Genomic DNA, 24,311 nt, shown 5'->3' on the forward strand with positions numbered 1-24,311 from the left:
GGTCAGGCCTTCTTGACCTGGACGCGCTCCTGGCCACGCTCGGACGCGTCCATGGCCTCGGCCTCGGGCTCGTTGACCAGCGAGGTGCCGTCCGACGTCGTGAACTGCTGGTAGAAGCTCTCGACGGCGCGCTCGAGGCTGCTCACCGCGTCGTCGCCGAGGGCCCGCGAGCTGCGGATCTCGTCGAAGACGCCGCTCTCGCTGCGGCCGATGTAGTCGAGGAACTCCGACTCGAACCGGCGGACGTCGGACACCGGCACGCGGTCGAGCTTGCCGGTGGTGCCCAGCCACAGCGAGACGACCTCGCGCTCGACCGGGTACGGCTGGTACTGGCCCTGCTTGAGCAGCTCCACCAGGCGCTGGCCGCGGTCGAGGGTCGCCCGGCTGGAGGCGTCCAGGTCCGAGGCGAACGAGGCGAAGGCCTCGAGCTCGCGGTACTGGGCGAGGTCCAGGCGCAGGCGGCCCGCGACCGACTTCATCGCCTTGATCTGCGCCGAGCCGCCGACGCGGGACACCGAGATGCCGACGTTGATGGCCGGGCGGACACCGGAGTTGAACAGACCGGTCTCGAGGAAGATCTGCCCGTCGGTGATCGAGATGACGTTGGTCGGGATGTAGGCCGACACGTCGTTGCCCTTGGTCTCGATGAGCGGGAGACCCGTCATCGACCCGGCGCCCAGGTCGTCGGAGAGCTTGGCGCAGCGCTCCAGCAGCCGGGAGTGGAGGTAGAAGACGTCGCCCGGGTAGGCCTCGCGGCCCGGCGGGCGGCGCAGCAGCAGCGAGACGGCGCGGTAGGCCTCGGCCTGCTTGGACAGGTCGTCGAACACGATCAGGACGTGCTTGCCCTCGTACATCCAGTGCTGGCCGATGGCCGAGCCGGTGTAGGGGGCGATGTACTTGAAGCCGGCGGCCTCCGACGCGGGAGCGGCGACGATGGTCGTGTACTCCATCGCGCCGGCCTCCTCGAGCGAGGCGCGGATCGCCGCGATCGTCGAGCCCTTCTGGCCGACGGCGACGTAGATGCAGCGCACCTGCTGCTTCGGGTCGCCGGTGGCCCAGGCCTGCTTCTGGTTGATGATCGTGTCGAGCACGATCGCCGTCTTGCCGGTCTGGCGGTCGCCGATGACCAGCTGGCGCTGGCCGCGGCCGATCGGGGTCATGGCGTCGATGGCCTTGATCCCGGTCTGCAGCGGCTCGTGCACCGACTTGCGCTGCACGACGGTGGGGGCCTGCAGCTCCAGCGCGCGGCGGCCGGTGGTGGCGATCTCGCCGCCGCCGTCGATCGGGTTGCCGAGCGGGTCGACGACGCGGCCGAGGTAGCCGTCGCCGACCGGCACCGACAGGACCTCGCCGGTGCGGCGGACCTGCTGGCCCTCCTCGATGCCGGCGAAGTCACCGAGGATGACGACGCCGACCTCGCGGACGTCGAGGTTCAGCGCGAGGCCGCGGACGCCGCTCTCGAACTCGAGCAGCTCGTTGGTCATGACCGAGGGCAGGCCCTCGACCCGGGCGATGCCGTCGCCGGCCTCGGTGACGATCCCGACCTCTTCCCGGGACACGTCCGGGGAGTACTCGGTGACGTAGTTCTGGATGGCACTGCGGATCTCGTCTGCGGAGATCGTCAGCTCGGCCATGGCGCGCGTCCTCTTCCCTGCTGGGTCGTGCTGTCTGTGGTCTGGGGTGGGGCGGGTCAGCCGGCGAGCCGGCGGCCGGCGGACTCGAGCCGGTTGGCGATGCTGCCGTCGATGACCTCGTCGCCGACGCGCACGACCAGGCCGCCGAGCACCTCGGGGTCGACCGTCACCTGCAGGCCGATCGTCCGCCCGTAGATCCGGCCGAGCACGTCGCGCAGCCGCTGCTCCTGCGTCACGGTCAGCGGCACCGCCGTCGTCACGTGGGCGACCGAGCGGCCGCGCCGGGCGGAGGCCGCCACGGACAGCCGCTCGACACGGTTCTCCGCGTTACCGACGTGCCGGGCGGTCAGCGAGTTCCGCAGCAGCTGCTCGGTGACCGGGCTGACCCGGCCCGACAGGAGCCGGTCGAGCAGCGCCGCGCGTCCCTCGGCCGGTGCCGAGTCGTCGGAGAGGATGCGGGACAGCTCCGGGTCGCCGCCGACGATCCGGCCGAACCGGAACAGCTCGTCCTCGACGCCCTCGAGCTCCCCGCGCGCCTCGGCGGCGTCCAGCGAGGCCTCGGTGGCGAGGATCTCGGCGGCCTCGACGAGGTCCAGCGGCCGCGACCACCGCTGGCGGGCGGCGGTCTCGACCAGGTCGACGGTGGCCTCGGAGACCCGCCCGCCGAGGATCCGGCGGGCCAGCCCGGCCCGGTCGGCCGGCTTGGCCGCCGGGTCGGACAGGGCCCGGCGCAGCGCCACGGTGCCGTCGAGCAGCCGCGCGACGGCGAACAGCTCGTCGGCCAGGGCCAGCAGGCCCGGGCCGGCGGCACCGGCCGTCGTCGCGGCGAGGCGCTCGCGGCTGACCACGAGCGCCTCGCGGCTGGAGGCGTCCATCAGCGGTCGCCGCCGGGGACGAACACCGTGCTGCCGGTGCGGCCGTTGCCCGCCGCACCGCCGGCCATGCCGTCGAGCTGGTCGAGGAACCGGTCGACGGTGCCGCGGCGCCGGGCCTCGTCCTCCAGGGACTCCCCGACCACACGGCCGGCGAGGTCGACGGCCAGCGTGCCGATCTGGCCGCGCAGCTCGTTGACCACCGACTGCCGGTTGGCGGCCAGCTGCTCCTCGCCGCGGGCGACGATGCGGGCCGACTCCTCCTGCGCCTGGGCGCGCAGCTCCTCGAGGATCTGCTGGCCCTCGGCGCGGGCCTGGTCCCGGATCTGCGCGGCCTCGGTGCGTGCCTCGGCCAGCTGGGCGCGGTACTGCTCCAGCGCGGCCTTCGCCTCGGCCTGCATGGCCTCGGCGCGCTCGATCCCGCCCTCGATCGCCTCGCGGCGGGCCCGGAAGACCTGCTCGAAGCGGGGCGCGATGAACTTGAAGAAGACCAGCATGACGACCGCGAACGCGATCAGCCCGATGACGATCTCGCCGAGGGGCGGGAGGAGCGGGTTCGCGCTCTCCGCTGCGAGGATGTTCATGGTCTCAGTGTCCCTGTCTCAGTCGGTACCGGCCCGCGGGCGCGGATCAGGTGCCGAAGACGAAGGGGACGACGAAGCCGATGAGCGCGAGCGCCTCGGAGAGCGCGAACCCGAGGAACGCGTAGGTACGGGTCAGGCCGGCCGACTCGGGCTGCCGCGCGGTGGCCTGGATGTAGGCCGCCCACACGATGCCGACGCCGATGCCCGGGCCGATGGCGGCGAGGCCGTAGCCCACGGAGCCGATGCTGCCGGACAGCTCAGCCAGAAGATCCATGACGGGGTGTTCCTCCTGTGTCGTCGCCCGGTGTCTCCGGGCGGCTTGCGGGGGTCTTGGGGGGGGTGGTGCGGTCCGGGCTGTGCCTGCTCAGCCGGTCAGTGCTCGGCCTCGATCGAGCCGTTGAGGTAGGTCCCCATCAGCACGGTGAAGACGTAGGCCTGCAGGAAGATGACCAGCAGCTCGAAGAAGGTCATGACGATCGCCATCAGCGCCGAGATCGGACCGAAGACGATCGAGAAGTTGTCCCGGCTGAACAGGTAGACCGCGCCGAGGGAGAAGACCACCAGCAGCATGTGACCGGCGAACATGTTCGCGAAGAGCCGGACGGCCAGGGTGAAGGGCCGGACGATGAAGTTCTGCAGGATCTCGATCGGCGTGACCAGGATGTACATCGGCTTGGGCACGCCGGGCAGGAACAGGATGTCCTTGAAGTAGCGGCCGGCGCCCTGCTCGCGGATGCCGATGTAGATGTAGAGGACCCAGCAGATGGCGGCGAGCACCAACGGGAACGCGAACTTCGACATCGGGGAGATCTGCGCGAGCGGCAGGATCGACATGAAGTTGTTCGCGAGGATGAAGAAGAACAGCGACGCGAGGAACGGCGCGAAGGGGATCCCCTTGGGGCCGACGACGTCGCGGGCGATGCCGTCCCGGACCAGCGAGTAGCCGCTCTCCCCGACGAACTGCAGCTTGCCCGGCACGATCTGCGGCTTGCGGACCGTGAGGACCATGAAGACGAGCATCGCCAGGGTAGCGAACCACAGGCCGAGCGTGATGCGCGTGATCGCGAAGTCGATGCCGAGCAGCGTGAACTCGGCGATGGGCTCCGGGTAGAACTCCCCCAGGCCGGGGGCCTGGAAGCCGTCGCCGGACCCGCCGCCCTCGGCGGCGAGCACGTCCACGAGCGCGAGGGCGCTGGAGGTCACCGTTGTCCCTTCTGCGTCCTGGGCCGGCTCCGTCGTCCGCCCGGGGTGTTGCTTCCCTCGGGTGCACCAGGGGTTGGTGGCAGCCCGCCGAACCGTTTCACGACCAGGTAGATGGCCGCCGAGATGCCGAGGAGGATCCCGACCGGCAGGAACACCCGCGTGTCCAACCACCGGTCGAGCAACCACCCGGCTCCGCCCCACACGGCCATCCCGGAGATCATGGTCCCGATGACGGCCCAGCCGGTCTCGGCACCGCTGCCCCGAGGGGCTGGTCGCGCAGGTCGGGGCCGGGGGTCCCCACGGGTGGGGTCGTCCTCGGCCATCGCCCGGACACTATCAGCCGCGTGTCGGGGCGCCTCCCGGTGCCGGGGGGACCGTCGCCTGACCGGGTGGCGCGGGCGGCGTCACGTAGTACAGCGGGCGGGTCCACACCCACCGCAGCTGCACCCCGCTCCACAGCAGGGCCCCCACGACCACCGTCCACGCCAGCGTCCGGCGGTCGAGCCAGCCGTCCTCCGGCAGGGCGCTGAGGATCCCGAACAGCACGACGGCCTTGACGAAGAAGGTGCCCAGCGCCGCCGGCAGCGTGAAGGTGTCGTTGATCCGGCCGGCCCAGGCGATGACCACGCCCGAGACGACGAAGAACGCCGTCACCACCAAGGCGCCGACCAGGACCCCGACGGCGTCGGGCCAGCCGAGCACCAGGCCGACGACCAGGGCCGCCACGACGGCGACCGTGCCGGTGACCAGCGTCCCGACCTTGAGGAACGACAGGTCCCACGGGACCTGCGGGGCCGGGCGGGGCGCGCTCACCGCAGCCCCTGACCGGCTCCGGCCGCACGGGGTGCGGTCGGGCTGGTGCTCGCCGCGGCCGGTCCGGCGGCCGGCACCGCGGGACCCGCCGACGCCGCGGGCTCCGGGGACCGGCGCCCGCCACGGCGGACCCGCGCGGTCGGGTGGGCGGCGCGGCTGCGGCGGCGCTGCTCGGCGATCTCGGCGGCCCGGGCCTCGCGGGCGGCACGCCGGGCGTGCGGGGCGAGGACGACGACGACACCCACGACGAGCAGCACCCCGATCACGACGAGCAGCTCGACCGTCCCGCCGGTGACCGACAGGGCCACGGCGCCGAAGGACAGGAGAGCCGCCCAGAAGTACATGGTCAGCACCGCCCGGCGGTGCGAGTGTCCGATGGACAGGAGCCGGTGGTGCAGGTGCATCTTGTCCGGCGAGAACGGCGACTGCCCGCGCCGGGTCCGGCGGACCACCGCGAGGAGCAGGTCCACGAACGGGATGAAGAGCACCGCGACCGGCACCAGCAGCGGCAGGGCCAGCGGCAGGAGGCTGGCGGCGGAGTCGAAGGACTGGGCGTCGACCCGGCCGGTGGCGCTCACCGCGGCGGCCGAGAGCACCAGGCCCACGAGCATCGACCCCGAGTCGCCCATGAAGATGCGCGCCGGGCTGAAGTTGTGCGGCAGGAAGCCCAGGCAGGCACCCGCGAGCACCGCCGTCACCAGGGCCGGGGCGCTGGCCACCTCGTCGTAGCCCACCCGGCTGAGGTTGTAGCTGTAGGCGAAGAAGGCCAGCGCGGCGATGGCCGAGACTCCCGCGGCCAGCCCGTCGAGGCCGTCGATGAAGTTGAGCGCGTTGACCGTGAGGACGGTCAGCAGGATGGTCAGCGGCACGCCGACGTCCGGGCCGAAGGAGATGGTCCCGATGTCGGCGACCGGCAGGAACAGGAACGCCAGCTGGACGCCGAGCAGCACCATGACGCCGGCGGCGGCGATCTGGCCGGTGAGCTTGGTGAGCGCGTCGAGGCCGAACTTGTCGTCCAGGACGCCGAGCAGGCAGATCAGCCCGCCGGCGACGAGGACGGCGGCGGTCTGCGAGTCGTCGAAGGTGCGCTGCAGCGCGGGCAGCCGGGTGGCCACCATCACCGCCGCCGCGACCCCGAGGTACATGGCCACGCCCCCGCCGCGGGGGGTGGGGATGACGTGCACGTCGCGCTCGCGCGGGGCGGCCATCATCCGCAGCCGCACCGCCGCGATCCGCACCACCGGCGTGGCCAGGAAGGTGACCAGGCCCGCGGTCAGCAGGACGACGGCGTACTCCCGCACGGCTCAGCCCCCGTGCGGACCGCGCAGGGTCCCGGCCGGGCGCGCGGCGGGCGTGCTCATCGCGACGGTGCTCCCGGGGGGCGAGACGGCGGGCGGACGGGACGGGCGGTACCCCCACGGTATCCCCCCGTCACCGGACGGAGCGGGATCCGCAGCCGCCGGTGACGGGGCCCTAGTCCGTGACCTCGGGCACGACCTCGCGCAGCCGCTCGACCGGCACCGCGCCCACCCGCAGGACGCGCGGCACCGGACCGGTGCAGTCGACGATCGTGCTGGCCGCCGAGCCGGCGCGCCGGCCGCCGTCGAGGACGACCGCGGCGTGCTCGCCGAGCTGCGCGTCCGCCTCCTGCGCGCTCGTGGCGGCGGGCCGGCCGGAGCGGTTGGCGCTGGAGACGGCCAGCGGGCCGGTGCGGCGCAGCAGGTCGCGGGCGACGTCGTCGTCGGGGAGGCGGACGGCGACCGTCCCCTCGGCGTCGCCGAGGTCCCAGGCCAGCGACGGCGCGTGCTCGACGACGAGGGTCAGCCCGCCCGGCCAGAAGGCCTCGGCCAGCCGCTGCGCCACCCGCGGCACGCTCATCGTCAGCCCGGCCATCGTCGACGCCTCGCCGATCAGCACGGGGACCGGCATGGCCCGGCCGCGGTTCTTCGCGGCCAGCAGGCCGGCGACCGCCGCGGGCGAGAAGGCGTCCGCACCGACGCCGTAGACGGTGTCGGTGGGCAGCAGCACCAGCTCGCCGCGGGCGATCGCGGCAGCGGCGGCGTCGAGGCCCGCGGCGCGCTGCTCGGGGTCGGTGCAGTCGTAGAGGTCGGCCACGAGCGGTCAGTCTCCCCCAGCCCGGACTGCGGTCGTGAACCGCGGCCTCCCGGCGAGGTCGGGGTGGTCCGCGACGTCGGTGAAGTCTCCGGTGCCGCGCACCAGCGCGGGCAGCGCACTCCCCTGCTGGTCGGCGTGCTCGATGCCCAGCCCGCCGCCGGGGCGCAGCAGCCGGGCGGCGGTGCGCAGCAGCCCGCGGACGACGTCGAGACCGTCCGGGCCGCCCCACAGCGCGAGCGGCGGGTCGTGGTCGGCGACCTCGCGCGGCACCCGGGCGCCGTCGGGGACGTAGGGCGGGTTGGAGACGACGAGGTCGACGGTGCCGTCGAGGTCGCGCAGCAGGCCCGGGTCGGTCATGTCCCCGGCGAGCACGGGAACCGGCCGGTCCCCCGCCGCGGCGCGCAGGCCCGCGTTGTGGCGGGTCCACTCGATCGCCTGCGGGTCGCGCTCGACGGCGGTGACCCGCGCCCCGGGGTGCTCGTGCGCGAGGGACAGCGCGATCGCGCCCGAGCCGGCGCCCAGGTCGACGACGACCGGCTCGTCGACGCCCGCCAGCCGGGTGAGCGCCCACTCGACGAGCTGCTCGGTCTCCGGCCGGGGCACGAACACGCCCGGGCCGACGGCCAGCTCGAGGTGGCGGAACGGCGCCCGGCCGGTGAGGTGCTGCAGCGGGACGCGCTCGGCACGCTGGTCGAGCAGCGCGGCGAACCGGGCGGCGGCGGCGTCGTCGACGTCGTCGCGGGTGAGCAGGGCCGTCCGGGACGCCCCGAGGACGGAGGCGAGCAGCAGCTCGGCGTCCACGCGTGGCGACTCGACGCCGGCGTCGGCCAGGCGGCGGGCGGCGTCGGCGAGCAGCGTGCGCGTGTTCAGGACCCGGCCGCCAGCAGCTCGGCGGTGTGCGCGCGGGTGAGTGCGTCGATGACCGGGTCGAGCTCGCCGTCGAGGACCTGGTCGAGGTTGTGCGCCTTGAAGCCGACCCGGTGGTCGGAGATGCGGCTCTCCGGGAAGTTGTAGGTGCGGACCCGCTCGCTGCGGTCGACGGTGCGGACCTGGCTGCGGCGCTGGTCGCTGGCGGTGGCCGCGGCCTCCTCGCGGGCGGCGGCCAGCAGCCGGGAGCGCAGCACGCGCAGCGCCGACTCGCGGTTCTGCAGCTGGCTCTTCTCGTTCTGCGAGCTGACCACGATGCCGGTGGGCAGGTGGGTGACGCGCACGGCGGAGTCGGTGGTGTTCACGCTCTGCCCGCCGGGGCCGGAGGAGCGGAAGACGTCGATGCGCAGGTCGTTCGGGTCCACGGTGACGTCGACCTCCTCGGCCTCGGGCAGCACGAGGACACCGACGGCGGAGGTGTGGATGCGGCCCTGCGACTCGGTGACCGGCACCCGCTGCACCCGGTGGACGCCGCCCTCGAACTTCAGCCGGGACCAGATGCCCTCGTCGGTGCGGGACTTCACCGCGATCGAGACGTCCTTGTAGCCGCCGAGCTCGGCGGGGACGGCGTCGAGGACCTCGGTGGCCCAGCCGCGGCGCTCGGCGTAGCGCAGGTACATGCGCAGCAGGTCGCCGGCGAACAGCGCGGACTCCGCGCCGCCCTCCCCCGCCTTGATCTCGAGGATGACGTCCTTGTCGTCGTCGGGGTCCTTCGGCAGCAGCAGTTCGCGCAGCCGGTCGGTGAGCTCGTCGATGTGGGTCTCGAGGCCGCGGGCCTCCTCGGCGAACGAGGGGTCCTCGGCGGCCAGCTCGCGGGCGGCGTCGAGGTCGTCCCGGGCGGTGTCGAGCGCACGGGCGGTCTCCACGACGGGCGCGAGCTGGGCGTAGCGGCGGCCCAGGCGCCGGGCGCGGCCGGCGTCGGCGTGCACCGCGGGGTCGGCCAGCTCGGTCTCCAGCGCGGCGTGCTCCTCGAGCAGCCCGCGCAGCCGGTCGGGCGCGGCGTCGGTCGGGCTGCTCACGGGGAGGTGCCTCCTGGCGGGAGCGGCAGAAATGGCCATCTCTGCCGGAGGGGTGGGGCGGACACGACGACGGCGCCCGCCCCACGCGAGGTGGGACGGGCGCCGTCGGGGGTGCTACTTGCCGGCGGTGGCGCCGCGCTTGCCGAACCGCTTCTCGAAGCGGGCCACGCGGCCACCGGTGTCGAGGATCCGCTGCTTGCCCGTGTAGAAGGGGTGGCAGGCGGAGCAGGTCTCGACGGTCAGCGTGCCGCCGGGGGCGGTGCTGCGGGTGGTGAAGGTGTTCCCACACCCACAGGTCACCGTGGTGGTGTGGTAGTCGGGGTGGATACCGGACTTCATGATGCGGGCCTCTTCCGGGGACGTCTCGGTGCTGTTGTCGTGAACGCCGGCGGCCGGCCGGTCATTCCGGGCGCGCAGCAGGGCTCGGCCGTCCAGTGTCCCAGACGGCCGGCCGCCGCTGCCACGGTGGCCCCGCTGCAGGGTCCCGCCGCGAGCGTGCGAGCGGTGGGGGGCAGCGGGTCCTTCAACTAGTCGCGCTCGGGACCGAGCGTCGTCTTCTGGATCTGCATGAGGAACTCGACGTTGGTGCGCGTCTTGCGCAGCTTGTCGAGCAGCAGCTCCAGCGCCTGCTGCGGCTCGAGCGCGGCGAGCACCCGGCGCAGCTTGATGACGATGGCCAGCTCGTCGGGCGAGAGGAGGATCTCCTCCTTGCGGGTACCCGACGCGTTGACGTCGACGGCCGGGAAGACCCGCTTGTCCGCCAGCCGACGGTCGAGCTTGATCTCCGCGTTACCGGTGCCCTTGAACTCCTCGAAGATGACCGTGTCCATCGTCGAGCCGGTCTCGACCAGCGCCGACGCGAGGATGGTCAGCGAGCCGCCGTTCTCGATGTTGCGGGCGGCCCCGAGGAAGCGCTTGGGCGGGTAGAGCGCCGTCGAGTCGACACCGCCGGACAGGATGCGCCCGCTGGCGGGGGCGGCCAGGTTGTAGGCGCGGCCCAGGCGGGTGATCGAGTCCAGCAGGACGACGACGTCGTGGCCCATCTCGACCAGGCGCTTGGCGCGCTCGATCGACAGCTCCGCGACGGTGGTGTGGTCCGACGGCGGCCGGTCGAAGGTCGAGGCGATGACCTCGCCCTTCACCGAGCGCTGCATGTCGGTGACCTCCTCGGGCCGCTCGTCGACGAGGACGACCATGAGGTGGCACTCGGGGTTGTTCGTGGTGATCGCGTTGGCGATCGCCTGCAGCACCATCGTCTTGCCGGCCTTGGGCGGCGACACGATGAGCGCGCGCTGCCCCTTGCCGATCGGCATGACCAGGTCGATGACCCGGGTGGTCAGCTGGTGCGGGTCGGTCTCCAGCCGCAGGCGCTCCTGCGGGTAGAGCGGGGTCAGCTTGGTGAACTCCGGCCGGTTGCGGGCCTGCTCGGGGTCCAGCCCGTTGACCGAGTCGAGGCGGACCAGCGCGTTGTACTTGTCCTTGCGCTCGCCCTCGCGCGGCTGGCGGACGGCGCCGGTGATGGCGTCACCGCGGCGCAGGCCGTGCCGGCGCACCTGGGACAGCGAGACGTACACGTCGTTGGGGCCGGTCAGGTAGCCGGAGGTCCGGACGAACGCGTAGTTGTCGAGGACGTCGAGGATGCCGGCGACCGGCAGCAGGACGTCGTCCTCGCTGACCGTCGGCTCGCTCGGCTGGTCGAAGCGGTCCCGGCCGTTGCGGCGGTTGCGGTCCCGGTAGCGGCGCCCGCGGCGGCCGCGGCCGCCCTCGAAGTCGTCGTCGTCCTCGTCGTTGCGGTTGTCGGCGCGGTCGTTCCGGTCGCGGTCCGGCCGGGCGTTGCGGTCGGTGCGCTCGCCGCGGTCGGGGCCGCGCCCGTCGCGCTGCCCGTCCCGCTGGCCGTCGCGCTGGCCGTCGCGGGCACCGTCGCGCTGCCCGTCCCGGTTGCCGCGCTCGGCGCGGTCGCCGTCACGGGTGCCGTCGCGCTGCCCGTCCCGGTTGCCGCGCTCGGCGCGGTCGCCGTCCCGGGTGCCGTCGCGCTGCCCGTCCCGGTTGCCGTCGCGGGTGCCGCGCTCGGCGCGGTCGCCGTCGCGGGTGTCGCGGCCGTCCCGGGTGCGGTTGCGGTCCCGGTTGCGGGCCGGGCGGTCGCCGTCGGTGCGGTCGCCGTCGCCGCGGTCACCGTCGGTGCGGTCACCGGCGGGACGCTCGCCCTCGGTCCGCTCCGCGGGCGGGGCGACCGGCGCGGCGACAGCAGGAGCCTCGGCGGCCGGGGCCTCGGCGGCCGGAGCCTCGGCGGCGGGCGCCTCCGCGGTGGGGGCCTCCGCGGTGGGGGCACCGGCCGGGCGGCTGGAGGCGCGCCGGCGGCGCGGGGCGCCCTCGGCCGGGGCGTCGGTGGCCGGTGCGGTCACCGGACCGCCGTTGGCGCCCCCGGAGACGGGGGCCTCGACCGGCGTGGCGGTGGCGGCGACGGTGTCGGCGCCCCGCGAGGCCGGGACGTTCGGGGCCGCGTCGGCCGGAGCGCCGGGCGCCGGGACGCTGCCCGGCGCCGCGCCGCCGACCTGGCGGGCGGAGATGGCGGCGACGAGGTCGCCCTTGCGCATGCGGCCGGTGCCGGGGATGCCCAGCTCGGCCGCGAGCCGCTGCAGCTCGGGGAGCAGCATGCCGGCGAGCCCGCTGCCGCGGCGGCGGGAGCGGCCCGCCGTGCCGGAGGCCGCAGGTGCCTCGCCCGCAGCGCCCTCGGGGACGCCGGTGGTGGCGAGGTCGGTGGTTTCGCTCACGTACAGGTCCTTCCCTGCGGTGACCTGCGCCTACCAGCGCAGGAGGTGACCCGGCGCCGCCCCGTCCGTCTGTTTCGGGACAGGGGGGACGGCGGATCCAGTGGGTGCGGAGCGGGGATCAGCGTCGACAGGAAGGTCGTCTGCACGTTCCGCGCGAGGCTCGCCCGAGGGGCGGCTACGCAGCAAGCCTAGGACTCGCCCCACGGACGGGACAACACCGCTGACCAGCGGAGTGTTCCTCGTTACGAAGACGATACCCCAGGCGCCACTCCCACCACGCAGGCGCCGTCGTGGTCCACCTCGAGGGGGTACACGCGCCACCCGTCCGGGGTGATCCCGGTCACCTCGCGCACGGCCGCCGGGTCGCCGGGGACGTCGCCGGGGCGCCGCCGCGCGAGCACGAGGACGCTGGGCCCCGCCCCGGAGACGACGGCGGCGTGGCCGGCGGTGCGCAGCCGGTCGACCAGCGCGATCGTGTCCGGCATCGCGGCCGCGCGCTGCCGCTGGTGCAGCCGGTCGTCGGTGGCCTCGAGCAGCAGCCCGGGCTCCGCGGTGAGCGCGTGCACCAGCAGCGCGGCGCGGGCGGCGGTGAACGCGGCGTCGGCGTGCGGCACCGACGCCGGCAGCAGTGTGCGCGCGGTGTGCGTCGACAGCGTCGCACCGGGCACCAGCACCACCGGCACGACGTCCTCGCTCACCGGCAGCCGGTCGGCCCGCGCGCCCTCGGGTGTCGTCCAGGAGAGCGTCGCGCCGCCGAGCAGGCAGGCGGCGACGTTGTCCGGGTGCCCCTCGAGCTCGTCGGCCAGCCGCAGCACGGCGTCGTCGTCCCGGACGTCGACGTCGGGGCAGAGCTCGAACGCGCCGACCACGCCCGCGACGACGGCCGCGGCCGACGAGCCCATCCCCCGCCCCTGAGGGATCGCGTTCTCCGCGCGCACGCACAGGCCCGGCGGCGTCCAGCCGAGCCGCTCGCACGCGGCGCGGAAGGCCCGCACGACCAGGTGCCGCTCGTCGGTGGGCAGCTCCCCCGCGCCGACGCCGGACACCTCGACGGTGAGCCCCGAGTCGGCGACGGCGAACTCGACGACGTCGTGCAGGGTCAGCGCGAGGCCGGCGCAGTCGAACGCGGGACCGAGGTTGGCGCTGGTCGCGGGCACGCGGACCCGCACGGAGGACCGAGCGGCCACTCAGAGGCCCAGCTGCGCGGCGGCCGCGGCGGCGTCGACCGGCACGGTGACCGGGGCGGGCGCGCCGGAGATGGCCCACTCCGGGTCCTTGAGCCCGTTGCCGGTGACGGTGCACACGACGCGCTGCCCCGGCTCCAGCTCCCCGGCCGCGGCCACCTTGAGCAGCCCGGCGACCGACGCGGCCGAGGCGGGCTCGACGAAGACCGCCTCGCCGCGGGCGAGCAGCCGGTAGGCGGCGAGGATCTCGCGGTCGGTGACGGCGTCGATGCGGCCGCCGGACTCGTCGCGGGCGGCCAGCGCCTTCGTCCACGACGCTGGGTTGCCGATGCGGATCGCCGTCGCGATGGTGCTCGGGTTCTCGACCACCTGGCCGGTGACGATGGGCGCGGCGCCGGCGGCCTGGAAGCCGAACATCCGCGGGCGCCTGGTCGCGGTGCCGTCGTCGGCGTACTCGCGGTAGCCCTGCCAGTAGGCGGTGATGTTGCCGGCGTTGCCCACCGGGAGGCAGTGCACGTCGGGGGCGTCGCCGAGGACGTCGACGACCTCGAACGAGGCGGTCTTCTGCCCCTCGATGCGGTACTGGTTGACGCTGTTGACCAGGCTGACCGGGTAGTCGATCGCCAGCTTGCTGGCCAGCGCGAGGCAGTCGTCGAAGTTGCCCTCGACCTGCAGCAGCTTGGCGCCGTGCACCAGCGCCTGGGCGAGCTTGCCGAGCGCGATCTTGCCCTGCGGCACGAGGACGGCGCAGACCATCCCGGCACGCGCGGCGTAGGCCGCGGCGCTGGCGCTGGTGTTGCCGGTGGACGCGCAGATGACCGCCTGCGAGCCCTCCTCGCGCGCCTTGGTGATGGCCATGGTCATGCCGCGGTCCTTGAACGACCCGGTCGGGTTCGCGCCCTCGACCTTGAGGAACACCTCGCAGCCGGTGCGCCGGGACAGCTCGACGGCGGGCACCAGCGGGGTCGCGCCCTCGTGGAGGGTGACCACCGGCGTGGTGTCGCTGACCGGCAGCCGCGACCGGTAGGCCTCGATCAGCCCGGGCCAGAACGGCGAGACGGCACCGCGCAGCGTCCCCGTCATGACAGACCCTCCACCCTCAGCACGCTGGTGACCCCGCGGACCGCGGGGACCTCCCGGAGCGCGGCGATCGTCGCCGACAGCGCCGCGTCGGGGGCGCTGTGCGTGACGATGACCAGCGTGGCGGCGTCGCCGTGCCCGTCCTGGCGGACGGTGGCGATGCTCACCCCGTGCTCGGCGAAGGCGGTCGCGACGGTCGCCAGCACACCGGGGACGTCGGCCACGTCGAGGCTGACGTGGTACCGGGTGGGCGTCTCGGCGATCGGCCGCGCCGGCAGGTCGGCGTAGGCGGTGGGCCCGGCCCCGGCGGCGCCGGCCACCAGGTTGCGGGCGACGGCGACCAGGTCCCCGAGCACGGCGCTCGCGGTGGGCTCGCCGCCGGCGCCCTGCCCGTAGAACATCAGCTGCCCGGCGGCCTCGGCCTCGACGAACACGGCGTTGAACGCCCCGCCGACGGCGGCCAGCGGGTGCGACGTCGGGATCATCGCCGGGTGCACGCGGACGGCGACCGACTCGCCCTCCCCGTCCCCGTTGCCCGGCACCCGCTCGCAGATGGCCAGCAGCTTCACCGTGCAGCCGATCTCGGCGGCGCGGGCGACGTCGGTGGCGGTGACCGACGAGATGCCCTCGCGGTGCACGTCGGCGGCGGTGACCGCGGTGTGGAACCCCAGCGACGCGAGGATCGCGGCCTTCGCGGCGGCGTCGAAGCCGTCGACGTCGGCGGTCGGGTCGGCCTCGGCGTAGCCGAGCTCGGTGGCCTCGGCCAGTGCCTCGGCGAAGCCGTGCCCGGTCTCGGCCATCCGGGACAGGATGTAGTTGGTCGTGCCGTTGACGATGCCGACCACCCGGCGGATCTGGTCGCCGGCCAGCGACTCGCGCAGCGGGCGCAGCAGCGGGATCGCCCCGGCCACCGCGGCCTCGTAGTACAGGTCGACGCCGGCCTTCGCGGCCGCGGCGTGCAGCGCGACGCCGTCCTCGGCCAGCAGCGCCTTGTTCGCGCTGACCACCGACTTGCCGGCCTCGATGGCCGCCTGGACCAGCGTGCGGGCCGGCTCGATCCCGCCGATGACCTCGACGACCAGGTCGACGTCGTCGCGGGTGACCAGGCCGAGCGCGTCGGTGGTGAGCAGGTCCGCGGGCACGTCGGGGTGCCGGTCGAGCCGGCGGACGGCGACCCCGGCGACCTGCACCGGGCGGCCGACCCGGGCGGTGAGGTCGGCGGCCTGCTCGTCGACCAGCCGCAGTACCGCGCTGCCGACGGTGCCGCAGCCGAGCAGGGCGACCTTGAGCGGTTTCACGAGCGGGCTCCCACGGGGTGCTCGGGCGCGGGCTGGTCGATCGCCGGGGACGGGGCCGGCGTCGCGGCCAGCACGGCGTCCAGGGCGAACACGTCGGACAGTGTCTGACGCCGCACGATCTCGGTGGCGGCGCCGTCCCGCACGGCCACCACCGGCGGCTTGAGCAGGTAGTTGTAGTTGCTGGCCATCGACCAGCAGTAGGCGCCGGTGGCGGCGACGGCGAGCAGGTCGCCGGGCTGCACGTCCGAGGGCAGCCACAGGTCGCGGACCAGCACGTCGCCGCTCTCGCAGTGCTTGCCGACGACGCGGCACAGCGCCGGCGCGGCGTCGGAGGTGCGGTTGGCCAGCACGCAGGTGTAGCTCGCGTCGTAGAGCGCGGTGCGGATGTTGTCGCTCATCCCGCCGTCGACGGAGACGTAGTTGCGGACCTGTGGGCCGCCGTGGCCGCCGCCCAGCCGGACCGGCTTGATCGTGCCGATCTCGTACAGCGTGACCGTGCCGGGCCCGGCGATCGCGCGGCCGGGCTCGACGGCCAGCCGCGGCACCGGCAGGTCCAGCGCGGCGCACTCGGCGGCGACGACGGTGCGCAGCCGGCGGGCGACGTCGGCGGGGGTGACCGGGTCGTCGTCGGACAGGTAGGCGATGCCGAACCCGCCGCCGAGGTTCAACTCCTCCAGCACCTCGCCGGTGGCCTGGTGGACCTGCCCCATCAGCCCGACGACGCGGTGCGCGGCGGCCTCGAAGCCCGCGGTGTCGAAGATCTGCGAGCCGATGTGGCTGTGCAGCCCGGCCAGGTGCAGCGCGGGCTCGCGGATGACCCGCACCGCGGCGGTCAGCGCGTCGCCGGTGGCCAGCGAGAAGCCGAACTTCTGGTCCTCGTGGGCGGTGGCGATGAACTCGTGGGTGTGCGCCTCGATGCCGACCGTGGTGCGCACCAGCACCGGCACCGGGTCGCCGCCGGCGGCCACCCTCGCCGCGGCCATGGGCACCAGCCGGTCGATCTCGTCGAAGGAGTCGAGCACGACGTGGCCGATGCCGGAGTCGACGGCCAGCTGCAGCTCGACCAGCGACTTGTTGTTGCCGTGCAGCGCGATCCGCTCGGCGGGGAAGCCGGCGGCCAGCGCGACGGCGAGCTCGTTGCCGCTGCAGGCGTCCAGGTGCAGGCCGTCGTCGGCGATCCAGCGGGCCACCTGGCCGCAGAGGAACGCCTTGGAGGCGTAGTGCACGTCGGCGCCGTCGAAGGCGGCGGCGAAGTCGGCGGCGCGGCCGCGGAAGTCCTCCTCGTCGAGGACGAACAGCGGGGTGCCGTGGGTGCGGGCGAGCTCGGTGACCGGCTTCCCGCCCAGGTGCAGCACGCCGTCGACCCGGCGGGCCGTGCGCGGCCAGACCTGCGGGTCGAGTGCGCCGAGGTCGGCCGGGGGCATCCCGGCCGAGGGCTCCGGGGCGAAGGCGCCGTGGAGCGGCCCCGCCGGGTGGGCCCTCACATCCGCTCCGGCGCGGAGACGCCGAGCACGCCCAGGCCGTTGCGCAGCACCACCGCGGTGGCCGCGCACAGCCACAGCCGCGCGGTGGTCAGTGGCGTCGCCTCCTCGTCGCCGCGGGGCAGGACCCGGCAGACGTCGTAGAAGCGGTGGTAGGTGCCGGCCAGTTCCTCGAGGTAGCGGGCCACCCGGTGCGGCGCGCGCAGTTCGGCGGCCGAGGACACCACCCGCGGGAACTCGCCGATCGCCCGGAGCAGGTCGTTCTCCCGTTCGTGGGTGAGCAGCCCGGGGTCGACGCCGTCCGCGTCCCCCAGCCCGAGGCCGAGGTCGGCGGCGTTGCGCAGCACCGAGGAGATCCGGGCGTGCGCGTACTGGACGTAGAAGACCGGGTTGTCGTTGGTGCGCCGGCTCCACAGCTCGACGTCGATGTCGATGGTCTGGTCCACCGAGGCGCGGGCCAGGGCGTACCGGGCGGCGTCGACGCCGATCGCGTCGGTGAGGTCGGACAGCAGCACGATCGTGCCCGCCCGCTTGCTCATCCGGACCGGCTCGCCGTCGCGCAGCAGGTTCACCAGCTGGCCGATGAGGATCTCGAGGTGGGTGTCCGGGTCGTCGCCGGTCGCGGCCACCAGCGCCTTGTACCGGCCGACGTAGCCGGAGTGGTCGGCGCCGAGCATGATCACGACCCGGTCGAAGCCGCGGGCCCGCTTGTCCAGGTAGTAGGCGCAGTCGGAGGCGAAGTACGTCGTCTCGCCGTCGGCCTTGACCAGCACCCGGTCCTTGTCGTCGCCGAAGTCGGTGGTGCGCAGCCACACCGCGCCGTCGGACTCGTAGACGTGCCCCTGCTCCCGCAGCCGGGCCAGCGCCTTGTCCACCGCGCCGGTGTCGTACAGCGACTTCTCGGAGAACCAGACGTCGAAGTCGACGCCGAAGCCCTCCATCGACCGGCGGATCTCGTCGAGCATCAGCGCGACGCCGCGGTCGCGGAAGGCCTGCCGCTGCGCCTCGTCGTCCCGGTCGAGCACGTCGGGGACCTCGGCGACGACGGCGGCGGCGATGTCGGCGATGTAGGCGCCGCCGTAGCCGTCCTCGGGCACCGGCTCGCCCTTCGCGGCGGCCTGCAGGCTGCGGGCGAAGCGGTCGATCTGCGCGCCGGCGTCGTTGATGTAGTACTCGCGGGTCACGTCGGCGCCGCCGGCCTGCAGCAGCCGGCCGATCGCGTCGCCGACGGCGGCCCACCGGCTGCCACCGATGTGCACCGGGCCGGTCGGGTTGGCGGAGACGAACTCGAGGTCCAGCCGCTGACCGGCCAGCGTGGCGGTCCGGCCGTAGGCCTCCCCCGCGGTGACCGCCTGCACGGCGATCCGCCCCAGCGCGCCCTGCGCGAGGGTGACGTTGAGGAAGCCGGGACCGGCGACGTCGACCCGCTCGACGCCCGGCTGCGCGCGCAGCTCCTCGGCCAGCAGGTCGGCCACGGCGCGCGGCGGCATGCCGGCGGGCTTGGCCAGGCGCAGGGCGACGTTGGTCGCGTAGTCGCCGTGCTCGGGGTTCTTGGGACGCTCGACGAGGACGTCGTCGGGGACGGCGACGGCGAGCGTGCCGCGCTCGACGACCGCCGCGACCGCGGTCCGGACGAGGTCGCGCAGCTGCTCGGGTGTCACCGCGTCATCGTAGGCAGCGGCCGCGACCCGGTTCCCCGCCGCACCCGCGTTGCCAGGGAGCGCACAGCCGGGCGACCTAGACTCGCGTGCCGGGGCAGGCGCGAGGCCTGCCGCGCCGGAGCGCCCATCGTGCGCCACGACCGGCGGACGCACCACTCGACGATCACTGAGGAGAGCACGTGGCGAAGGACCGCAAGCCCGAGGCCGGCCGCGCCGGAGGCGGGTCGAGCCGGTCCGGGTCCGGCGCACGTCCGGTGTCGACGGCGAAGTCGGGCAGCGGGTCGTCGGCCCGCCCGCCCGCCGGCCGCCCGGGGGGCCGCGGTCGCACCCGCCCGCCGACGCAGGTGGTGACGCAGCAGCGGCCGTGGGGCCTGATCGCCGCCGCCGTCGCCGTCGTGGTGTTCGCCGCCGCGGCCATCACCTACGCCGTCGTCCAGGTGCGGCAGTCCGACGCCGCGGAGATCGACGCCCTCGACGAGATCTCCGGCATCCAGAGCTTCGACTACGCCGCCGGCCAGGAGCACGTCACCACCCCGGTGGAGTACGAGCAGACGCCGCCGGTCGGCGGGCCGCACGACGGCGAGTGGGCCGACTGCACCGGCACCGTCTACGACGTCGACATCCGGCACGAGAACGCCGTCCACTCGATGGAGCACGGCGCCGTGTGGATCACGTACGACCCGGACGCGGTCACAGGCGACGACGTCGAGAAGCTCGCCGAGCTGGTCGACGGCGTCTCCGGCCGGCTGCTGTCGCCCTACGCCGGCCTGGACTCCGCGGTCAGCCTGCAGTCCTGGAACCACCAGCTGAAGGTCGACTCCGTCGACGACCCGCGGATCGAGCAGTTCGCCGACTTCCTCACCTTCAACTCCGAGGTCGAGGGCGCCTACCCCGAGGTCGGCGCCAGCTGCGAGAACCCGACCTTCATCAGCGACCCGCTCGTCGTCGGCGACGCGAGCCGCGGCGCGGGCGCGACCACCGACGCGCCGACCACGCCGACCATGGGTGCCGACGGCTCCACCGAGTCCCCGACGGAGTGACCGCGCCGTGACCGCCACCGCCGTCCGCCCCGGGCAGGAGACCCCCGCGCCGGCCCCCCGCCCGCGCGGCCGCGGCCTGCGGGCCGCGCTCCTGGCCGTCATCGCCGTCGCGCTGGTCGCGCTCGGCGGCGGGCTGGCGGTGGGGCTCGGCATCGGGCAGGAGGCGACGCCGACGGCGGACTCCGTCGACGCCGGCTTCTCGCGGGACATGGCGGTGCACCACCGGCAGGGCGTGGAGATGGCCAACCTGGCCCTCGAGCGCAGCACCGACCCCGAGATCCGGCAGATCGCCTTCGACATCTCCAGCACCCAGACCAACCAGGCCGGGCAGATGGAGGGCTGGCTCGCGCTGTGGGGTCTCCCCCGCTCCGGCGGTGAGCACATGGCGTGGATGGGCGGCGGGCACGCCGGCCACGACACGTCCTCGACGTCCGGTTCAGGCGGCGCGCTGATGCCCGGCATGGCCACCGAGGACGAGCTCGCCGCCCTGCGGTCGCTGTCGGGGCCGGCGTTCGACGTCGAGTTCCTGCGGCTGATGATCCGCCACCACCAGGGCGGCTTCGACATGGCGCAGTACGCCGCGGAGAACGCCGCCGAGCCGGCCGTGCGGAGGCTGGCCCGCTCGATCGCCGAGACGCAGACCGCCGAGGTGACGACGATGGTCGGCATGCTGACCGCGCGGGGCGGGACGCCGCTGCCGGCGCCCTGACCCGCCGCCGGGACGGGCGGGGAGGGCTGGTAACTTCTCCCCTGCCCCGAGCCCCCGTAGCTCAGGGGATAGAGCACCGCCCTCCGGAGGCGGGTGCGCAGGTTCGAATCCTGCCGGGGGCACACCGGGTCGGAGGCCCCGCAGCGAGTCGCTGCGGGGCCTCCGTCGTGTCCGGGCCCGGTCCACTCCGGTGGACGCCGGGGACGGGCTCAGGCCAGGAAGGTCTCCCAGCCGCCGGCCGGAGCCGTGCCCACGGGCAGGGTCCGCAGCCGGTCGAGGACGGCGGGGTCCTGGGCGTCCAGCCAGTCGACCAGCTGGCGGAAGGACACCAGCCGCACCTCGGGCCGGCCGGCGACGGCCCGCAGGGCGTCCTCCACGGCGTCCATGTAGATCCCGCCGTTCCACTGCTCGAAGTGGTTGCCGACGAAGAACGGCGCGCGGTTGGTCGTGTAGGCCCGCTCGAACCCGGCCAGGTAGGCGTCCCGGGCCTGCTGCCGCCAGGTGCCGTACATCGCCGGGTCGCCGGACACGTCGCCCTGGGTCTGCCGGTACATGACGTTGTAGTCCATGGCGAGCACGCTGCCGCTCGAGCCCGGATCGGTGCCCGGGAAGGGCACCGACGGCAGCGGGAAGTCCCAGAGGCCGAGCTTCTTCCCGGGCCAGACCTGCTGCCCGCCGGGTGAGCTGGCGTCGTACCGCCACCCCAGCGCCCCGGCGGCGGGCAGCAGCCCGTCCTGGCCCTCCAGGCACGGGGTGCGGCCCCCGATCAGCTCGACGTCGTAGTCGAAGGGGAGCGGCGGCAGGTCGCTGCGGCCGGTGGTGGTCTTCCAGGTCTGCACGAACCGCTTGGCCTGGGTGATCTCGCTGGTCCAGTCCTCCGGGGACCACAGCCGGACGCCGGTCTCACCGCAGAAGTGGCCGTTGAAGTGGGTGCCGATCTCGTGCCCGTCCAGCCAGGCGAGGCGGACCTCGGCCACGGTGTCGAGCACCTCCTGGGTCGAGAGGAAGCCGATGTCGGAGGAGCCGACCGGGTGCCGCGGCGGGGCGTACTGCATCCGCTGGTCGGCCGGCAGCGCGTACAGCCCCGTGAGGAAGAAGGTCATTGACGCGCCGAGCTCCTGCGCCAGCCGCCGGAACCGGGGGAACTGACCGGTGGACAGGTTGGCCGCGCCGTCCCAGGAGAAGACGACGAACTGGGGCGGGCGCTCGCCGGGCGACAGCCGCCACGGGACCGGCTGGTGGGGCTGCGGTCCGGTGTCGGCCGTCGACCCGTCGCCGATCAGCCGCACCGCGGGTGCCCTGGCCGGCGGGGGTCCGGGACGCGGAGGAGCCGACGTGGCGGGCGCGGACGCCCTCTCCGTGGCCGCCGTGAAGGAACGCACTCCCGCACCGCAGCCGGTGGCGGCGAGCACGGACGCCCCCGCCCAGCCGAACAGTGCCCGTCGGCTCAGTTCCCGCACGAGCCGTCACCGGTGATGCCCACGAGGTCCCCCATCACGCCGGCCCCCGTGCCTGCGCCACGCGATGTCGCGGTGGCCCGACGCACAGTAGCGGTGACGAGGCAGATCCGGAACCGTTCCGTGCGCCCCGGGGCGGGGACGCGCCGGAGCCCGGGTCAGCGCGGGCGGAAGGGGCGGTAGCCGCCTCCGAGGTGCACGGGCGCGAGGCCGGGCTGCGCGCCGCCGCCGTCCGCCACCGCACCCTCGGCGCCCACGCCGAGCAGGGTGCGGGTGACCTGCTGGGTGGAGTCGAGCAGGTCGTCGAGGGCGCGGTCGAGGTGCTGCGCGGTGACCGCGACGAGCGGGTCCTGCTCGTGCAGCGCCTCGAGCACGGCGCGGCGCAGCAGTTCCTTGAGGAACGACGCCGTCACGCCCTCGCTGCGGTCGACGGCGCGCGTCACGTCGTCGTCGGTCAGCCGCAACGGCACCGCCCGGCCGTAGAGGAGCAGCAGCTGCCGGCGGGCCGCGGCGTCGGGGAGGTCGACCTGGACGGCGACGTCGATGCGGCCCGGGCGCGCCGCCAGCGCCGGCTCCAGCAGGTCGGCCCGGTTGGTGGTGAGCACGAACAGCAGGTCGGCGTCCGGCGCGGCGCCGTCCATCGCGTCGAGCAGGTCGAACAGGACCGGGCTGCCGCCGGGGCCGAAGGAGCGGTCGGCGGCGACGAGGTCGACGTCCTCGAGCACCACCACGGCCGGCTGCAGCTCGCGGGCGAGCTCGGCGACCGAGCCGACGACGCCGAGCGAGCGACCGGTGAGCAGCAGCCGGGTGTAGTCGCCCATGCGGCCGAGCAGGTAGCGGACGGTGTGCGTCTTGCCGGTGCCCGGCGGGCCGTAGAGCAGCAGCCCGCGCTTGAGGTGCTGGCCGGCGGCCCGCAGGCCGGCGCGGTGCCCGGCCACCCCGACGGCGTGCCGCTCGACGCGGTCGAGGACGGCCGCGGGCAGCACGACGTCGTCGCGGGTGAGGTCCGGCGGGTCCAGGAAGGTGAGCGCGACCTGGCCCGTCGGCGTCGGGGTGACCTCCACCAGCCGGCCCCGGTAGACGTTGAGCTCGCGGCGCAGCCGGTCGAGCTCGGCCAGGACGGCCTGCGCCCGCTGCACCGGCAGGCCGGCCACCTCGACGCTCATCGTCGGCCGGTGCTCCCCCGCCTCCTGCACCAGCAGGACGTAGCGGCCGTCGTCGTCGGTGACGAGCAGCAGCGCCAGGCGCAGGCAGGCCAGCGTCGACCCCGGCCCGTTCGGCAGGTCGACCACCGCGGGCGCGCTCAGCCGGACCGGCGGCAGCGCCTCACCGGTCATCAGCTGCTGCAGGTCGATGCCGACGTAGTGCGGCGGGAGCACGACGCCGCGCACCTCCACGGAGCGCCCGGGTGCGGCGCTCCACGCGTCGAGCGCGGTCTGCAGGTTGACGTGCTCGAAGGGCGGCAGCTCCCGGGCGACGACCGACTGGCCGAGGCCGGCCGGGCCGAGCGTCCGCTGCACCAGCGCGACGACCTCGTTGCCCGTCCCGTGCGCGGACAGCTGCAGCCAGTCGAGCAGGGACCGAAGCCCCGCGGCGAACTCCCTGACCTCGTCCTCCGACGCTCCCGCCACCGCGACCCCGCTCTCCTCGACCCACGTGGCGGCGGAGCGTAGCGACGGCCGGCCCGGCGTGTCGCCGGGAAACCCGGGCCGGCTCGCGCTCAGGCGGTCCTGGCCGGGCGGTCGAAGCGCCAGCCCTGCTCGCGCAGCAGCGGGACCAGCCGGTCGACGGCGTCGACGGTCTGGCTGCGGTCGCCGCCGCCGTCGTGCACCAGGACGACGGCGCCCGGGGTGACCCCGTCCACGACGCGGCGGACCAGCTCGGCGGTGCCCGGCGGCTCCCAGTCGCCGACGGCCAGCGCCCAGCCGAGCGGCTGCATGCCCAGCTCCGCGGCGACCTCCGGCGTCTGCCCCCAGCTGCCGTAGGGCGCGCGGAAGAACGGGATGGAGGCGCCGGGCACCGCATCGCGGATGACCGCCGAGGTGGCCTCGAGGTCGGCGCGGACCTGCTCGGGCGTCCAGGAGGCCATGTCGTCGTGGTGCATCGTGTGGTTGCACAGCGTGTGCCCGTCGCGGGCGATCGCCCGGGCGACCTCGGGGTACTCGCGGACGTGGTCGCCCCACAGGCAGAACGTCGCCTTCACGTGGTGCTCGCGCAGGACCTCGAGCAGGCGGTAGGTGTCCGGCGGGTTGGGCCCGTCGTCGAAGGTCAGGGCGACCGACCGGTCGTCGTGCCGGGTCGTCGTCACGACGTCGGTCGTGGGCTGCCCGGCCTGCGCCGGCGGCGCGGCGGCCAGGAGGAGACCGGCGGTGAGAACGGGGACGGCGAGGCGGACCAGGCGGGCGGGACGGCGCACGGGAACTCCTGTCGACGGTCGGGGGGCGGCTCGTTTCCGGGAACTTC

Annotated in this window: 23 protein-coding genes and 1 tRNA gene; 3 read left to right on the forward strand and 21 right to left on the reverse strand. The window is 74.6% G+C overall.

All coding sequences use genetic code 11. The features are described from left to right. Positions 1–2: 2 nt before the first annotated feature. From atpA to argS, 18 genes are all read right to left on the reverse strand, one after another. On the reverse strand, positions 3–1,634 hold the full coding sequence (gene atpA / locus ACI796_RS05705; protein WP_456940271.1) for a F0F1 ATP synthase subunit alpha: 1,632 nt from the start codon (positions 1,632–1,634) through the stop codon (positions 3–5). 56 nt (positions 1,635–1,690) lie between these two features. Next, the gene (locus tag ACI796_RS05710) at positions 1,691–2,509 is read right to left on the reverse strand and encodes a F0F1 ATP synthase subunit delta (RefSeq protein ID WP_456940272.1); all 819 of its coding nucleotides are present in this window, start codon (positions 2,507–2,509) and stop codon (positions 1,691–1,693) included. Further along, positions 2,509–3,090, reverse strand: coding sequence for a F0F1 ATP synthase subunit B (locus ACI796_RS05715; RefSeq protein WP_456940273.1), 582 nt, complete (start codon positions 3,088–3,090; stop codon positions 2,509–2,511). Before ACI796_RS05715 ends, ACI796_RS05710 begins: the two co-directional genes overlap by 1 nt. A 46-nt stretch (positions 3,091–3,136) precedes the next feature. After that, on the reverse strand, positions 3,137–3,364 hold the full coding sequence (gene atpE / locus ACI796_RS05720; RefSeq protein WP_387992453.1) for an ATP synthase F0 subunit C: 228 nt from the start codon (positions 3,362–3,364) through the stop codon (positions 3,137–3,139). 98 nt (positions 3,365–3,462) lie between these two features. Next, complete coding sequence (gene atpB / locus ACI796_RS05725; RefSeq protein WP_456940274.1) at positions 3,463–4,293, reverse strand: F0F1 ATP synthase subunit A; 831 nt, start codon at positions 4,291–4,293, stop codon at positions 3,463–3,465. Beyond that, on the reverse strand, positions 4,290–4,616 hold the full coding sequence (locus ACI796_RS05730) for an AtpZ/AtpI family protein (RefSeq protein ID WP_456940275.1): 327 nt from the start codon (positions 4,614–4,616) through the stop codon (positions 4,290–4,292). The genes atpB and ACI796_RS05730 overlap by 4 nt, the downstream gene beginning before the upstream one ends. 13 nt (positions 4,617–4,629) lie before the next feature. Continuing rightward, positions 4,630–5,106 (reverse strand): hypothetical protein, encoded by a 477-nt coding sequence (locus ACI796_RS05735; RefSeq protein WP_456940276.1) that lies wholly within the window; start codon positions 5,104–5,106, stop codon positions 4,630–4,632. Further along, a complete protein-coding gene (locus ACI796_RS05740) occupies positions 5,103–6,407 on the reverse strand; it encodes a glycosyltransferase family 4 protein (protein WP_456940277.1) in 1,305 nt (434 codons plus the stop codon). Before ACI796_RS05740 ends, ACI796_RS05735 begins: the two co-directional genes overlap by 4 nt. Positions 6,408–6,579: 172 nt before the next feature. Then, on the reverse strand, positions 6,580–7,221 hold the full coding sequence (locus ACI796_RS05745; protein ID WP_456940278.1) for an L-threonylcarbamoyladenylate synthase: 642 nt from the start codon (positions 7,219–7,221) through the stop codon (positions 6,580–6,582). A 6-nt stretch (positions 7,222–7,227) separates the two neighbouring features. Next, positions 7,228–8,091, reverse strand: a complete 864-nt coding sequence (gene prmC, locus ACI796_RS05750) for a peptide chain release factor N(5)-glutamine methyltransferase (RefSeq protein ID WP_456940320.1) — start codon at positions 8,089–8,091, stop codon at positions 7,228–7,230. After that, positions 8,088–9,167: a peptide chain release factor 1 gene (prfA, locus tag ACI796_RS05755; protein WP_456940279.1), complete on the reverse strand. Its 1,080-nt coding sequence runs from the start codon at positions 9,165–9,167 to the stop codon at positions 8,088–8,090. Before prfA ends, prmC begins: the two co-directional genes overlap by 4 nt. Before the next feature lie 114 nt (positions 9,168–9,281). Then, a complete protein-coding gene (gene rpmE, locus ACI796_RS05760) occupies positions 9,282–9,506 on the reverse strand; it encodes a 50S ribosomal protein L31 (RefSeq protein ID WP_387992433.1) in 225 nt (74 codons plus the stop codon). Between the two features lie 188 nt (positions 9,507–9,694). After that, positions 9,695–11,938: a transcription termination factor Rho gene (gene rho / locus ACI796_RS05765; protein WP_456940280.1), complete on the reverse strand. Its 2,244-nt coding sequence runs from the start codon at positions 11,936–11,938 to the stop codon at positions 9,695–9,697. 242 nt (positions 11,939–12,180) lie between these two features. After that, positions 12,181–13,095 (reverse strand): homoserine kinase, encoded by a 915-nt coding sequence (gene thrB, locus ACI796_RS05770; RefSeq protein ID WP_456940281.1) that lies wholly within the window; start codon positions 13,093–13,095, stop codon positions 12,181–12,183. A 30-nt stretch (positions 13,096–13,125) separates the two neighbouring features. After that, complete coding sequence (gene thrC, locus ACI796_RS05775) at positions 13,126–14,205, reverse strand: threonine synthase (protein WP_456940282.1); 1,080 nt, start codon at positions 14,203–14,205, stop codon at positions 13,126–13,128. Continuing rightward, positions 14,202–15,500 (reverse strand): homoserine dehydrogenase, encoded by a 1,299-nt coding sequence (locus ACI796_RS05780; protein WP_456940283.1) that lies wholly within the window; start codon positions 15,498–15,500, stop codon positions 14,202–14,204. The genes thrC and ACI796_RS05780 overlap by 4 nt, the downstream gene beginning before the upstream one ends. Next, positions 15,497–16,984: a diaminopimelate decarboxylase gene (gene lysA / locus ACI796_RS05785; protein WP_456940284.1), complete on the reverse strand. Its 1,488-nt coding sequence runs from the start codon at positions 16,982–16,984 to the stop codon at positions 15,497–15,499. The genes ACI796_RS05780 and lysA overlap by 4 nt, the downstream gene beginning before the upstream one ends. Continuing rightward, positions 16,981–18,642, reverse strand: a complete 1,662-nt coding sequence (argS, locus tag ACI796_RS05790) for an arginine--tRNA ligase (protein ID WP_456940285.1) — start codon at positions 18,640–18,642, stop codon at positions 16,981–16,983. Before argS ends, lysA begins: the two co-directional genes overlap by 4 nt. Before the next feature lie 179 nt (positions 18,643–18,821). Here argS and ACI796_RS05795 point away from each other — a divergent pair, with 179 nt between their 5' ends. The 3 genes from ACI796_RS05795 to ACI796_RS05805 all read left to right on the forward strand — a co-directional run bounded on the left by ACI796_RS05795 (position 18,822) and on the right by ACI796_RS05805 (position 20,513). Then, a complete protein-coding gene (locus tag ACI796_RS05795; RefSeq protein ID WP_456940286.1) occupies positions 18,822–19,682 on the forward strand; it encodes a DUF3105 domain-containing protein in 861 nt (286 codons plus the stop codon). Positions 19,683–19,689: 7 nt separating this feature from the next. Beyond that, positions 19,690–20,391: a DUF305 domain-containing protein gene (locus ACI796_RS05800; RefSeq protein ID WP_456940287.1), complete on the forward strand. Its 702-nt coding sequence runs from the start codon at positions 19,690–19,692 to the stop codon at positions 20,389–20,391. Positions 20,392–20,441: 50 nt separating this feature from the next. Further along, a tRNA-Arg gene (locus ACI796_RS05805) sits at positions 20,442–20,513 on the forward strand. An 87-nt stretch (positions 20,514–20,600) separates the two neighbouring features. Here the strand turns inward: ACI796_RS05805 and ACI796_RS05810 are convergent. From ACI796_RS05810 to ACI796_RS05820, 3 genes are all read right to left on the reverse strand, one after another. Further along, on the reverse strand, positions 20,601–21,680 hold the full coding sequence (locus ACI796_RS05810; RefSeq protein WP_456940288.1) for a hypothetical protein: 1,080 nt from the start codon (positions 21,678–21,680) through the stop codon (positions 20,601–20,603). A gap of 326 nt (positions 21,681–22,006) precedes the next feature. Continuing rightward, on the reverse strand, positions 22,007–23,479 hold the full coding sequence (locus ACI796_RS05815) for an AAA family ATPase (protein ID WP_456940289.1): 1,473 nt from the start codon (positions 23,477–23,479) through the stop codon (positions 22,007–22,009). Between the two features lie 89 nt (positions 23,480–23,568). Beyond that, positions 23,569–24,264 carry a polysaccharide deacetylase family protein gene (locus ACI796_RS05820; protein ID WP_456940290.1) on the reverse strand — a complete coding sequence of 232 codons (696 nt, stop codon included), beginning with the start codon at positions 24,262–24,264 and terminating at the stop codon, positions 23,569–23,571. Positions 24,265–24,311: the final 47 nt, after the last annotated feature.

Source organism: Geodermatophilus sp. SYSU D00525, from assembly GCF_054050475.1.